Source organism: Amycolatopsis sp. NPDC049688 (assembly GCF_040674975.1).
Classification (GTDB): domain Bacteria; phylum Actinomycetota; class Actinomycetes; order Mycobacteriales; family Pseudonocardiaceae; genus Amycolatopsis.
In genome coordinates this window covers 88,976-101,558 of the sequence record NZ_JBFANY010000013.1, presented here as the reverse complement: position 1 = coordinate 101,558, position 12,583 = coordinate 88,976, and the positions used below count along the sequence as shown (strand labels likewise).

The window sequence follows — 12,583 nt, the reverse complement described above, 5'->3', positions numbered from 1 at the left end:
CGCGAGCTGACCCGGCTTGACCCGGACCCCGCCGGCGGCGGCGGATCGCCCGGAACTGTCGGTGGCCGCCGGTAAGCTGGATACGGGGGGCCGGAGGCGTCCCCGCTCAGCCGGTGGCGCGGTCACCCAGCCTCGCCAGGAACTCCGCCGCCACCGCTTCTCCCGTCACGTGTCCCACCGCGCGGTACAGCGCCTGCGACTCGCGGGCCGTCCCCTCCGCCAGCATCGACCGCCCCGCCGCCGCTTGGACCGCCGCCAAGCCCAGCAGCGCCTCCGCCTCCACCACGCGGAACCCGCCCGCGCGGGCCGCGTCCAACGCCGTTCGGGCGTGTTCGCCCGCCTCGCCCGGCCGCCCGCCCGCCGCGAGGACCCGGGCCAGCGTCGCGGCCGCTTCCGCCAGCTGGCCCCGGAGGCCCGACTCCGCCGTCAGGGACCTGGCCTCGCGCAGGACGCGCTCCGCCGCGTCGAGGTCGCCCCGGCCTTCTTCCGCCCGGCCCAGCGCGATCAGCGCCGCCGCCTCGACCTGGCGGTCGCCGTCGCGGCGGACGCACTCCAGGGCCGCCTCCGCCGTGGCCGCCGCCTCGTCGTGGTCGCCGCGGGCGATCCGGAGGGCGCTGACTACGTTCAGCGCCGTGGCCTCGCCGAAGCTGGACCCCAGCTCGCGGAACGCCCGCAAGGCCTGGTCCAGCACCTCCCCGGCCTCCGCCAGCCGGCCCGTGGCCAGCAGGATCGGCCCCAGGTCGGCGAGGTTGGCCGCCTCCCAGAACGCCAGGTCCTCCTTGCGGGCCAGCGCGATCGCCTCGACCAGGCAGTCCTCCGCCTGCTCCAGCCGGCCCAGCTGGCGGTAGTGGCAGCTCAGCGAGTTCAGCGCGAGCGCCTCGCCCGACCGGTTGGCCAGCTCCCGGAACAGCTGGATCGCCCGCCGGCTGTGCTCCACGGCCTCCGACAGCCGGCCGGTCCACTCCAGCATCGCGCCGAGGTTCGCCACCGCCGTCGCCTCGCACTGCCGCCAGCCGCACGCCCGGCTCGCCAGCACCGCCTTCTCCGAGTGCCGGATGCCCGCTTCGTGCTGGCCTTCGCGGAAGTACGCGCCGCCGATCGACAGCTGCACCAGTGCCTCCGCGGGCCGCGCGCCGTGGTCCTGCGCCGCGCGCAGCACGATCGGGGCCAGCTCCAGCCACTCCGCGCGGCGGCCGTGGTCGTGGAAGAACCGCCGCAACGCGTCGGCGAGGTACCACGCGCCGGGGTACGGCCCGCGTGCCGCGGCCTGCCGCAGCGCCGCCGACAGGTTGGGCACCTCGACGTCCAGCCAGGCCACGGCCGAGGCGGCGTCGGCGAAGACCACCGGGCTCGGCGCCGACGGCGCGTCCTCGCGGGGGAGCGCCACGATCCGCGCGCCCAGCAGCGCCACCGCCGCGTCCGCGGCCGCGCAGTAACCGGTGAACAGCCGCTCCCACGCCCGGTCGCGCGCGGGTTCGTCCTCTTCGGCGCGGACGCACAGCTCGGCGTAACGGCGGGCGAGGTCGTGGAACCGGTAGCGGCGGGGCGCGTGCGCTTCGAGGAGGTTCGCCGCGGACAGGCCGCGCAGCAGCCGGGTCGCCTCCCCGGCCGGCGCGTCCAGCAGCGCCGCCGCGTCGACGGCGGTGAAGTCGGTGCCCGGCACCAGCGCGAGCAGCCGGAACGCCTGCCGCAGCCCGGGCGGCAGCGCCTGGTACGACACCGAAAACGCCTTGGCGACCGCACTCTCGCCGTCGAAGCCGAGGTGGGCCAGTGGATCGCCGCGCAGCTCCTCGACCAGCTCGCCGATGCTGGCGACGCCGGTGTTCGCCGCGGCGATCCGCAGGGCCAGCGGGTGGTGGCCGCAGAGGCGGGCCAGCTCGGCGGCCGCCTCCGGCTCGGCGGCCGTCCGGTCGCCGAGCAGCGCGGTCAGCAGCGCCCGGGAGTCGTCTTCGCGCAGCTGCGCCAGCCCCAGCGACCGCGCGCCGACGCGGGCGACCAGCTCGTCGAGCCGGTGCCTGCTGGTCACCAGGACCCGGCCCGACGACGGCAGCAGCGGCAGCACCTGCGCGGTGTCGCGGGCGTTGTCCAGCACCACCAGCGCCTGCCGGTCGGCCAGCAGGGACCGGTAGAGCTTGCTCTGGTCGTCCACCCCGGGCGGCACGTCCCGCAGGTCGACGCCGAGGGTGCGCAGCAGCTGCGCGAGCGCGGCGGCCGGGGTGAGCGGCTCGTCGTCGGCGTCGAAGCCGCGCAGGTTCACGTACAGCTGGCCGTCGGGGTAGCGCGTCCGCGCGGTGTGGGCCCAGTGCACGGCCAGCGCGGTCTTGCCGACGCCCGCGGTGCCGGTGATCACCCAGACGTCGCCGGGTTCGTCGAGCGCGGCCAGCTCCGGCGCGCGGCCGGCGAACCCGCGGACGTCCAGCGGCAGTTCGGCGGGCCGCGGCGGGACCGGGGCGGTGGGCGGCGCCGGCTCGCCTTCGCCGCGCAGGATCCGCATCCGCAGGTCCTGCAGCGCCTGGCCGGGTTCGATGCCCAGTTCGTCGACCAGCAGCTCGTGCGCCCGCGTGTACGTCTCCAGCGCCTCCGGGGTCCGGCCGCAGCGGTGCAGCGCGAGCATCAGCGCGCCGCGGAGGCGTTCGCGGAACGGGTGCTCGCCGACGAGCCGCCGCAGGTCCCCGACGACCTCGCCGTGCCGCCCCGACGCGAGCTCCTGCTCGTACAGCTCCTCCAGCGCGACGAGCCGGCGTTCGGCCAGGGCCGGGCCTTCGTGCCGGGCCAGTTCCTCGCTCACCCCGCCGAGCGGGGCGCCTTCCCACAGCGCCAGCGCGGCCCGCAGGTGCGCGACGGCGTCCGGCCCGGACGTCGCCCTGGCCTGCGCGACCTCGTCGTCGAACACGTCGAGGTCGCGGTCGCCGGGTGCGACCTCGATGAGGTAGCCGGACGCGCGCCGCACGATCACGTCCCGGCCGAGGAGCTTCCGCAGTTCCGAGATGTGCACCTGGAGCCGCCCGCGCACGCTCGGCGGCGCGTCCGCGCCCCAGGTCAGGTCGATCAGGCGGTCTTCGGTGACGACCCGGTTCGGGTTGAGCAGCAGCGCGGCCAGCACGGACGTCTGTTTGCGGCCACCGGGCCGGACCGCGCCGCCTTCGCCGAGGACGGTGATCGGCCCGAGCAGGCGGTAGCGCACGTGATACCCCCGGAAGGCGGACCGAAGCGGAACGGAAGTGCCGTGATCGACCCTAGCCGTGGACAGCTGGGAAGGGAGGCCACGGGGTGGACCGAGACGACGCGGAGCGCCTGTTGTTCGTGTGTTTCCCGGAGGGTGGCGAAGCGGCCGGCCGCTACCGGGCCTGGCGCGATCCCCGGATCGCGGTGCACGTCGCCGAGCTGCCCGGCCGGGGCGCGCGCCGGGACGAGCACCCGTACCGGGACATGTGGCTGCTGGTCGAGTCGCTGGCCGCGGAACTGGCCGGGGCCCTGGCCCGCCCGCACGTGCTGTTCGGCGCGGGGCTCGGCGCGCTCGTCGCCTACCGGCTGGCCCAGCGGCGGGTGGCCGCGGGACTGGGGGTCCCGCGGGCACTCGTCGTGGCGCACCAGGCGCCGCCGGACCGGGCCGCGCGCGCGGTGCCGGAGCAGGCGGAGCCCGCCGACGTCAGCCTGCTGGTCAGCGACGGGCACGTGCCCGTCGCGCCGCCGCTGCCGTGTCCGATCCGGGGGTTCGGCGAGCCGCAGGTGATGACGGGCTGGGGTGAGCACACCAGCGCGGGGTTCGTGCTCACCCCGGCCCGGGCGCAGGACAGCACGGCGCTGCTGCGTGACGCGGTCCTGCGGGCGGGCTACCTGATCTCGGCACTGGCCGGCCCGCCGCCGCGGCTGACCGAGGCGTAGCCCGGCCCGCGGCGGACCGCCGGGATGAGCACGCCGGCGCGGGGTGCGTGCTCATCCCGGCCCCGGCCCCGGCCCCGGCCCCGGCCCCGGCCCCGGCCCCGCCCCGGGCCGGGACCGCACGGTGCCGCGCACTGACTGGGCGGCCGAAGAGGCCCGGTCGACCGGAGGGACCTTGACCCCGGACCCCGGTGTCCGAGCCTCGGCAGGGCGCTCCGTCGGCGGGGACCGGCCGAACATGCATAAGCGCTGTTACAATCGGCCCGTGATCCGGCCGTGCTGACCCGCGCCCTCGTCGACCTCACCCCGCTCCGCACGTGTCCGCCGTTCCGGCGGCTCTGGCTGGGCCGGCTCTGCTCCGGCTTCGGCTTCCAGATGACCCTCGTCGCGGTGATGTTCCAGGTCTGGTCCCAGACCCGCAGCACCGTGTGGACCGGCGCGGTCGGGCTCGCGCAGGCGCTTCCGCTCATCGTGTTCGGGTTGTTCGCCGGCTCGCTCGTCGACCGCGCCGACCGGCGGAAGATCGCGCTCGCCGCCACGGCCGGGCAGACCGTCTGCTCGGTTCTCCTGGCCGTGCAGGGCTTCATCGGCGGTGTGCCGGTGGCCGCCGTGCTGGGGCTGGTGGCCGTGCAGTCCGGTTTCTTCGCACTCGGCGGCCCGGCGGGGCGGACCTTCGTGCCCCGGCTGCTGCCGCCGGAGCAGCTGGCCGCCGGGCTCGCGCTGGGCCGGATCGCGTTCCAGGGCGCGATGCTGCTCGGCCCGGCGCTCGGCGGGCTCGTCCTCGGGCGCTTCGGCGTCGGCGGTTGCTACGTCGTCGACGCGCTCACCTTCGGCATGGCCTTCTACGGCCTCTTCGGCCTGCCGGAGATGCGGCCCGGCGGCGAACCGGCGCGGGCCGGGGTGCGCGGGGTGCTCGACGGCCTCGCCTTCCTCGTGCGGACGCCCGTCGTGCGGGGTGCGCTGCTCACCGACCTGGCCGCCACCGTGCTGTCCATGCCGCTCAGCCTCTTCCCGCTGGTCAACGCCGAACGCTTCGACGGCGATCCGCGCACCCTCGGCCTGTTCATGTCGGCCGTCGCGGCCGGCGGGGTCGCGGCTTCGGTGTTCTCCGGGGCGTTCACGCGCCGGCTGCGGCCGGGCCGGGTGATGCTGGCGGGGTCGGCGGCCTGGGGTGTCGCGCTCGCCGGGTTCGGCCTGGCGCCCGGCCCGTGGCTGAGCCTGGCCTGCCTCGTCGTCGCGGGCGCCGCCGACACGGTCTCGGTGGTTTCGCGCGGTGCGCTCGTCCAGCTGGCCACGCCGGACGTGCTGCTGGGCCGGGTCGCCGCGGCCGAGCAGATCGTCGGCCAGGCCGGTCCGGACGTCGGCAACCTGCGCGGCGGACTCGTCGCCGGCGCGACCTCCGGGACGTTCGCGCTGGTCAGCGGCGGGGTGCTGTGTGTCGCGGCGGTGGTGGCGGTCGGCGCGGCCACGCCCGGCCTGCGCCGCTTCACAACGCCCGCGCGCTGATTCCTCGGCCCGGATCGGGGATCCGCGCCGAATTCACCGGCCGGCCCGGGAGGGCCGGCGAGGAATCGTTCTCCCTGCCCCGGCGTCTCCGGGAAAGAGCGCGGTTGGTCCGATCAGCCGCTGCCGCATTCACCCGTCCGGACCTGTCGGACAACCCGCCGCGAGCAGGGCATCCGCCACCACGAGTTCCCTGATGGCGGGGTACGCGGTTCGATTTCCGGTCAATTCGGCACGGTGTCCATTAATTGTCCAAGAATCGGAACCGGCCTCGCTTTCTTCGGAAATATTTCGGAACGATGACGTTGTGTGGAATATCGAAGAGTGATGGCGCCGGGTTCGGTTCCTGTGGCGGGTCGGCGCGCCCGCGTCGCTCTGGCATGGTCGTGACCGCTGTCACCTGCGGTGGCGAGATCACGAAACCCGATGGCTCGCCGTGGGTTTGTTCCCCTCGTCCGGACCGACCCTGTCAGTGGGTTACCTGATCGCCCTCTTGTCACTCTTTCGCGTGAACATGGCGTGACATATTTCTCGGCAACGTAATTGCGGCCCTGCAAATCGTCATCTACAGTCCGGCTGATCCCGGCCGAACGAGCCGTATTCCGTGATCCGCAGAATCCTCCCCGAGGAGTGGCATGCCCCAACGCCCCTCGACGCGCCGGCTCGCCGTGCTCGCCCTGATCGCCGTCCTGGTGACCGGGTGCAGCCAGCTCAAGGGCTCCACCGCCGCCGGTGCCGTCGAAAAGCCGTCGATCCGGGTCGCGATCCTCACCACCGTCGACCTCGCCACCCTGTGGCTGGCGCAGGAGGGTGGCTACTTCAAGGCCGAGGGCCTCGAGGTGCAGACCGACGTCGGCGCCAGCGGCCAGGAAACGCTGACCCGGATGGTGAACGGCCAGGACGACCTCGCGCTGTCCACCTACCCCCTGTTCTTCCTGGCCAAGAACAGCGGGACCGCGGACATCAAGCTGGTGGCCGACGGCACGTCGGCGAGCCCGCGCAGCAACGAGGTCGTCACCGTGCCGAACTCGCCGGTCAAGACCGTGAACGACCTCACCGGCAAGCGCATCGCGATCAGCTCGAAGAACGCGGCTTCGGACGTGCTGACCCGGTCGGTGATGCACGACCACGGCATCGACGCGAGCAAGGTGCAGTGGGTCCCGATGCCGCTGCCGGAGATGGGCGCCGCGCTGGCGCAGGGCCGGGTCGACGCCGCCTACCAGCCCGAACCGTTCCTCACCCAGGCCGCCAAGACCGCCGGCGCGTACCCGGTGGTCGACGCGGCCAGCGGCAGCACCCAGGCGTTCCCGCTCACCGGCTACGGCGCCACCGCCAAGTGGGTGCAGGACCACCCCAAGACGGTGGCGGCGTTCCAGCGCGCAATGGTCAACGCCACGCGCGCCGCGGTGGACCGGTCCCGGATCGAGCCGCTGGTCGTCCGCAACGCCAAGGTCGACCAGGACATCGCCAGCCTGATGGTGATGCCGGCCTTCGGGTCCACTCTGGACGCCCGCCGCATCCAGCGGGTCCCGGACCTGCTGCAGCAGCTGGGCGTCGTGCAGACGAAGATCGACGCCTCTTCGATGATCGCCCCGCAGGCCGGCACCGGCTGAGCCGGGGACGGGCCGCCGAGGGCGGGTGCGCGAGTTCGCGCACCCGCCCTTTTCGTTGTGCCGCCGGGAAGTTTTCCCGGTAGCCGGCCATCGTGAAATTTTCGGACCGCCGGGGGCGAGTCCGGTTTCGGTGGTTCGCACCTTGACACGACCGCCGCCGCGCCCCAGTCTCTTCATACCGACCGCGCGGTACGTCGGTGTCCACATGGTGAGAGGGTCGACGATGACGCTTCCCGGCGAGGACCTCCTCGTGGCCGACGGCTTGACCGTGCGCTTCGGCGGTCTCACCGCCCTGCACGACGTCCGCCTGAGCGTCGGCGCGGGCACCGTCGTCGGCGTGATCGGGCCCAACGGGGCCGGCAAGACGACGCTGTTCAACGTCATCTGCGGCTTCGTCCGGCCGCAGGCGGGCCGCGTGCTCTGGCGCGGGCAGCCGCTCGTCCGGCACCGGCCCGAACACCTCGCCCGGCTCGGGATCGTCCGGACGCTCCAGGGCCTCGGCCTGTTCCCGGGGCTGACCGTGCTCGAGAACGTGCTCGCGGGCGCGAGCCGCCACGCCCGGACCGGCGTCCTCCCGGCCCTCGCCGGCGCCGGCCGCTCGGCCCGCGACGAAGCCGAGCTGACCGGCCGGGCCCGCGCGGCCCTGGGCGAGCTGGGGATCGCCGACCTCGCCGACCGGTTGCCCGGCGTCCTGCCCTACGGCGTGCGCAAACGCGTCGCGCTCGCCAGGGCGCTGGTGGCCGAGCCGGACCTGCTGCTGCTCGACGAACCGGCGAGCGGGCTCTCGGCCGCCGAGCTCCTCGAGCTTTCGACGTTGATCCTCTCGCTGCGCCGGCAGATGGCGGTGGTGCTCGTCGAGCACCACATGGACCTGGTGATGGAGGTCTGCGACCGGGTGGTGGTGCTGAACTTCGGCGAGGTGATCGCGGCGGGCACCCCGGCCGAGATCCAGGCCGACCCCCGCGTGACCGAGGCCTACCTCGGCGACCCCGCCGAGGAGGCGCCCGGTGCTTGAGATCGAAGACCTTTCCGTGGCCTACGGCGCGGTCCGCGCGCTCGACGGCGTCGGCGTCACCGTCGAGCGCGGCGGGATCACCGCCGTGCTCGGGGCGAACGGCGCCGGGAAGACCACGCTGCTGCGCACGATCAGCGGCCTGCAGCCCGCCCGCGGCGGCCGGATCACCTGGGACGGCAAGGACCTGACCGGGCTCGCGCCGGACCGGATCGCCCGCGGCGGCGTCGCGCACGTGCCCGAAGGCGGCGGGGTGATCACCGAACTGACCGTCGACGAGAACCTCCGGCTGGGCGCGCTGTGGCGGCGTGACCGCGCCGACCGCGCCGCCGCGCGCAAGGAGGTGTACGAGCTTTTCCCGGCCCTGGGCGAACGTTCGGCGAAACCCGCCTCGACGCTGTCGGGCGGCGAACGGCAGATGCTGGCCATCGGCCGGGCCCTGATGAGCCGGCCCGGGCTGCTGCTGCTCGACGAACCGTCGCTCGGCCTCGCGCCGCTCATCACCGCCCGGATCATGGGGATCCTGCGTGACCTGCGGGCCTCGACCGGGCTCACGGTCGTGCTCGTCGAGCAGAACGCGCACAGCGCGCTGTCGATCGCCGACCGCGGGTACGTCCTCGCGCTCGGCCGGGTCGTGGCCGTCGACACCGCGGCGGAACTGCTGGCCGACGACGGCCTCCGCCACGCCTACCTCGGCTTCTGACCGTCCAAAATGGAGGTGAACGGTCCGGTATGCAGGACTTCTTCGACCTGACCCTCGGCGGGATCTCGGCCGGCGCGGTGTACGCGGCGCTCGGGCTCGCCCTGGTCATCATCTACCGGGCCACCCGGGTGGTGAACTTCGCGCAGCCCGCCCTCGCCCTGATCTCGACCTACCTCGCCTACTCGGTGACGAAGGCGACGGGCAGCTACTGGCTCGGGTTCGCCGTCGCGATCGTCGCCGGGACCGTGCTGGGCGTAGCCACCGAACGGCTGCTGATCCGGCCGCTGCGGCACCGCTCCGAGCTGAGCTCGATCATCGTCACCCTCGGGCTTCTCCTGGTGCTGCAGGCGGTCGCCGGGATGATCTGGTCCAACGAACCGCTCGCGTTCCCGTACGCCTTCGACTTCCGCGGCCGGTTCTCCGCCAACGACCTGTTCGTCGTCCTCGTCGTCCTCGCCATCGCCGGGCTCGTCCTGGTGCTGTTCAAGTACACGCCACTGGGGCTGCGGATGCGCGCGGCCGCGTTCGCCCCCGAAGTGGCGCGGACGCTCGGCGTCCGGGTCGGGCTGATGCTCACCGCCGGCTGGGGACTGGCCGCGGCCGTCGGCTCCCTGGCCGGGCTGCTCGCCACGCCGCCGTTCCTGTTCCCGAACGTGCTGGACGGCGTCTTCGTCTACGCGCTGACGGCGGCCGTGCTCGGCGGGCTCGACAACCCGCTGGGCACCATCGCCGGCGGGTTCGTCCTCGGCGTCGGACTGTCCTATGTGTCCGGCTACCTGGGACCGGAGCTGGTGACGATCGCCGCGCTGGCCATCCTCGTGGTGGTGCTGACCCTCCGGCCCAGCGGGCTGTTCGGCCGGGCCAAGGTGAGGCGGGTATGACCGTGCGCACCAAGACACCGGAAGCCCGGGCGGCTCCGGTGAAGCAGCGTCGCACGCTGCCGCCGCTGGCCGTCCACGCGCTGGCCGCGCTCGGCGCGTTCGCGGTGGTCGTGCTGCTGACCCTGGTCACCGACGAGTTCACCAACCTGCGGATCGCGACCATCGGCTACTACCTGGTCGCGGTGGCCGGGCTGACCCTGCTGACCGGCCTCACCGGCCAGGTTTCGCTGGGGCACGGCGCGTTCATGTTCATCGGCGCCTACACGGTCGCGTTGCTGGTGCGGCGGGTGCCGTCGTTCCCGCTGTGGGCCGACCTGCTGCTGGCCTCGGCCGCCGGCGGGCTCGCCGGGCTGCTGGCCGGCGCCGCCGCGGCCCGGCTGCGCGGCCCGTACCTCGCCGGGGCGACCCTGGCGCTGGCCGTCGGGCTGCCCGCGCTGACCCGGAAGTTCCCCGACTTCCTCGGCGGCAGCAACGGGTTGAGCTTCACCGTCCACAGCAGACCGGCCGGAATCGGTGTCCCGGAGCTGCGCTGGCAGACCTGGATCGTCTGGCTCAGTGTGCTGCTGGCCCTGGTGCTGGTGGTGAACATCGTCCGCGGCCGGCTCGGGCGGGACTTCCGCGCGGTCCGCGACGACGAGGTCGCCGCCGCGCTGAGCGGGATCGCCGTCGGCCGCACGAAAATCCTCGCCTTCCTGGTCAGCGCGGTCTGCGGTGGCCTGGCGGGCGGGCTGCAGGCGTTCCTGCTCGGCACCGCCGCGCCCGGCTCGTTCACGCCCGCGTTGTCGCTCAGCCTGCTGGCGGCGGTGGTGCTGGGCGGCCTCGGGTCCCTGTGGGGCGCGCTGTGGGGCGCGGTCGCGCTCGTGTACTTCCAGGCGTGGTCCGAGGACCTCGCCGACGTGCTCCACCTGAACACCGACGTGGCCAACAACCTCCCGCTCGCGGTGTACGGCGTGATCCTCATCGTCGTCGTGCTCGCCTTCCCGCGCGGCATCCAGGGCGGTTTCCAGTGGCTCCGCAGCCGCCAGACGGCGATCCGCCGAGCAAAGGAGAACGATGAGAACCATTAGGTACGGCGCGGGTTTCCTGGCCATCGCCCTGACGCTGACCGCGTGCGGCGGGGCGGGCGAGAGCGACGGCAGCGGGCAGCAGGCCGCCGACTCGGCCGTCGGCGTCACCAAGGACACCGTCGTCATCGGCACCCACCAGCCGCTCACCGGCCCGGCCGCGCCCGGGTACAGCAAGATCTCCGTCGGCGCCCGCGCGGTGTACCAGGCGATCAACGACGGCGGCGGGATCAACGGCCGGAAGATCGACTACAAGGTCGAGGACGACGGCTACAACCCGACCAAGACCGTCGAAGTCGTGAAGAAACTCGTGTTGCAGGACAAGGTGTTCGCGATCGTCGGCGGCCTGGGCACGCCGACGCACTCGAAGGTCGTCGACTACCTGAACTCCGAAGGCGTGCCGGACCTGCTCGTGTCGTCGGGCGCACTCGCCTGGGACAACCCGCAGAAGGACCCGATGACCTTCGGGTACCAGGTGGACTACACCCGCGAGGGCAAGATCCAGGGCAAGTACGTCAAGGAGAACTTCGCCGGCAAGAAGGTCGGGTACTTCACGCAGAACGACGACGTCGGCCGCGACACCCAGGCCGGGCTCGACCAGTTCGTGAAGGACCAGACCGTCGTCCGGCAGGGCTACGACAGCGCCAACACCGACGTCACGCCGCAGCTGTCCGCGCTGAAGGGCGCGGGTGCGGAGGTCGTCGTCTGCGCGTGCATCCCGGCGTTCACCGCGCTGGCCATCCTGGCCGCGGCGAAGATCGGCTACCACCCGCAGTTCGTGGTCAGCAGCATCGGCGCGGACCTGGCGACGCTGTCCGGGCTCCTGCAGGACTTCGCCAAACGCGGCGGCGCGAGCGTGTCCAGCGCGCAGCTGCTGGCCGGCCTGATCGGCACCGGCTACCTGCCCGACGTCGCTCAGACGTCCGACCCGTGGGTCGCCTACTTCAAGGGCATCCACGACAAGTACATCGCGAAGGAGCCGTTCACGAACACCGTCCTGTTCGGCATGGTGCAGGCCTACACGTTCGGGCAGGCGCTCAAGGCGGCCGGGCCGGACCCGACGCGGCAGAAGGTCGTCGACGCGATGAGCTCCGGTGAGCTGAAGGGCCCGGGCCTGACGCCGTTCGGCTTCTCGAAGCAGTCGCACTCCGGCTACACCGGCGCGTACGTGTTCAAGATCAACCCGGACGTCACGACGACGGTGATCCAGCCGCCGGCCGTCACCGACCGCGGTACCGGGGCGATCACGCCGTACACCGGCGAGCGCGTGACCCCGGAGCAGGTGAACCTGGTGCGCAGGTGAGGGAGGGGCCGGGCTGTCCCGCGGCCCGGCCCGCCCCCTCGCTTAGGGTGGCGCCATGACGGTCAGGGAGAAGGTGGTGCGGGCGGCGGTGCGCCTGTTCGCCGAGAAGGGCTTCGAGGCGACGACGGTCCGCGAGATCGTCGAGGCCGCCGGCGTCACGAAGGGCGGGCTCTACCACTACTTCGAGTCCAAAGACGACCTGCTGTTCGAAATCTACGTCGCGATGCTGCGGATGCAGACGCGGCGGATGGTGACGATCGCCGAGTCGGACCTGCCACTGCCGGAGCGGCTGCACGCGATCGTCGCCGACGTCGTCGTCACGAGCATCGCCGACCTCGACGCGGCGACGGTGTTCTTCCAGTCCTTCCCGCTGCTGGAGAAGTCCAAGCAGGTCCAGGTGCGGGCCGAGCGGCGCACCTACCACGAGCGGGTGCGGGACCTGGTCGCCGAGGGCCAGCGGACCGGCGTCTTCCGCGCCGACGTCCCGGCCGACCTGGTGATCAACTACCACTTCGGCGCCATCCACCGGCTCGGCATGTGGTACCACGCCGACGGCGAGCTGTCGGGGGAGCAGGTGGGCGAGCACTTCGCGAACCTGATGCTGTGCAGTCTCCGTCCTTAG

The 12,583-nt window shown here is 73.3% G+C and carries 10 protein-coding genes; 9 read left to right on the top strand and 1 reads right to left on the bottom strand.

Features of this window, described 5'->3' with window-relative positions:
• Positions 1 to 106: 106 nt before the first annotated feature.
• Entirely contained in the window at positions 107 to 3,184 is a 3,078-nt protein-coding gene (locus AB0J55_RS32860; RefSeq protein ID WP_364257333.1) for a BTAD domain-containing putative transcriptional regulator, read from the bottom strand.
• Between the two features lie 86 nt (positions 3,185 to 3,270).
• On the opposite strand from AB0J55_RS32860, the gene AB0J55_RS32855 reads away from it, so the two are divergent.
• The 9 genes from AB0J55_RS32855 (at position 3,271) to AB0J55_RS32815 (ending at position 12,583) form a co-directional block, all read left to right on the top strand.
• Positions 3,271 to 3,885 carry a thioesterase domain-containing protein gene (locus tag AB0J55_RS32855; RefSeq protein ID WP_364257331.1) on the top strand — a complete coding sequence of 205 codons (615 nt, stop codon included), beginning with the start codon at positions 3,271 to 3,273 and terminating at the stop codon, positions 3,883 to 3,885.
• 273 nt (positions 3,886 to 4,158) lie between these two features.
• The gene (locus AB0J55_RS32850; protein ID WP_364257328.1) at positions 4,159 to 5,388 is read left to right on the top strand and encodes an MFS transporter; all 1,230 of its coding nucleotides are present in this window, start codon (positions 4,159 to 4,161) and stop codon (positions 5,386 to 5,388) included.
• A gap of 632 nt (positions 5,389 to 6,020) precedes the next feature.
• The gene (locus AB0J55_RS32845; RefSeq protein WP_364257325.1) at positions 6,021 to 6,998 is read left to right on the top strand and encodes an ABC transporter substrate-binding protein; all 978 of its coding nucleotides are present in this window, start codon (positions 6,021 to 6,023) and stop codon (positions 6,996 to 6,998) included.
• Between the two features lie 223 nt (positions 6,999 to 7,221).
• Positions 7,222 to 8,013, top strand: coding sequence for an ABC transporter ATP-binding protein (locus tag AB0J55_RS32840; protein ID WP_364257322.1), 792 nt, complete (start codon positions 7,222 to 7,224; stop codon positions 8,011 to 8,013).
• Positions 8,006 to 8,713: an ABC transporter ATP-binding protein gene (locus AB0J55_RS32835; RefSeq protein WP_364257319.1), complete on the top strand. Its 708-nt coding sequence runs from the start codon at positions 8,006 to 8,008 to the stop codon at positions 8,711 to 8,713. Before AB0J55_RS32840 ends, AB0J55_RS32835 begins: the two co-directional genes overlap by 8 nt.
• Positions 8,714 to 8,742: 29 nt before the next feature.
• On the top strand, positions 8,743 to 9,594 hold the full coding sequence (locus AB0J55_RS32830; RefSeq protein WP_364257316.1) for a branched-chain amino acid ABC transporter permease: 852 nt from the start codon (positions 8,743 to 8,745) through the stop codon (positions 9,592 to 9,594).
• Entirely contained in the window at positions 9,591 to 10,661 is a 1,071-nt protein-coding gene (locus tag AB0J55_RS32825; protein WP_364257313.1) for a branched-chain amino acid ABC transporter permease, read from the top strand. The genes AB0J55_RS32830 and AB0J55_RS32825 overlap by 4 nt, the downstream gene beginning before the upstream one ends.
• Positions 10,648 to 11,961, top strand: a complete 1,314-nt coding sequence (locus tag AB0J55_RS32820) for an ABC transporter substrate-binding protein (RefSeq protein WP_364257310.1) — start codon at positions 10,648 to 10,650, stop codon at positions 11,959 to 11,961. The genes AB0J55_RS32825 and AB0J55_RS32820 overlap by 14 nt, the downstream gene beginning before the upstream one ends.
• A 55-nt stretch (positions 11,962 to 12,016) precedes the next feature.
• Positions 12,017 to 12,583 carry a TetR/AcrR family transcriptional regulator gene (locus AB0J55_RS32815; RefSeq protein ID WP_364257307.1) on the top strand — a complete coding sequence of 189 codons (567 nt, stop codon included), beginning with the start codon at positions 12,017 to 12,019 and terminating at the stop codon, positions 12,581 to 12,583.

Bases quoted from the DNA above. Each gene is read 5' to 3' on its own strand.
- AB0J55_RS32845 (WP_364257325.1), top strand. From the start codon at position 6,021: ATGCCCCAACGCCCCTCGACGCGCCGGCTCGCCGTGCTCGCCCTGATC.
- AB0J55_RS32820 (WP_364257310.1), top strand. From the start codon at position 10,648: ATGAGAACCATTAGGTACGGCGCGGGTTTCCTGGCCATCGCCCTGACG.
- AB0J55_RS32830 (WP_364257316.1), top strand. From the start codon at position 8,743: ATGCAGGACTTCTTCGACCTGACCCTCGGCGGGATCTCGGCCGGCGCG.
- AB0J55_RS32840 (WP_364257322.1), top strand. From the start codon at position 7,222: ATGACGCTTCCCGGCGAGGACCTCCTCGTGGCCGACGGCTTGACCGTG.
- AB0J55_RS32825 (WP_364257313.1), top strand. From the start codon at position 9,591: ATGACCGTGCGCACCAAGACACCGGAAGCCCGGGCGGCTCCGGTGAAG.
- AB0J55_RS32815 (WP_364257307.1), top strand. From the start codon at position 12,017: ATGACGGTCAGGGAGAAGGTGGTGCGGGCGGCGGTGCGCCTGTTCGCC.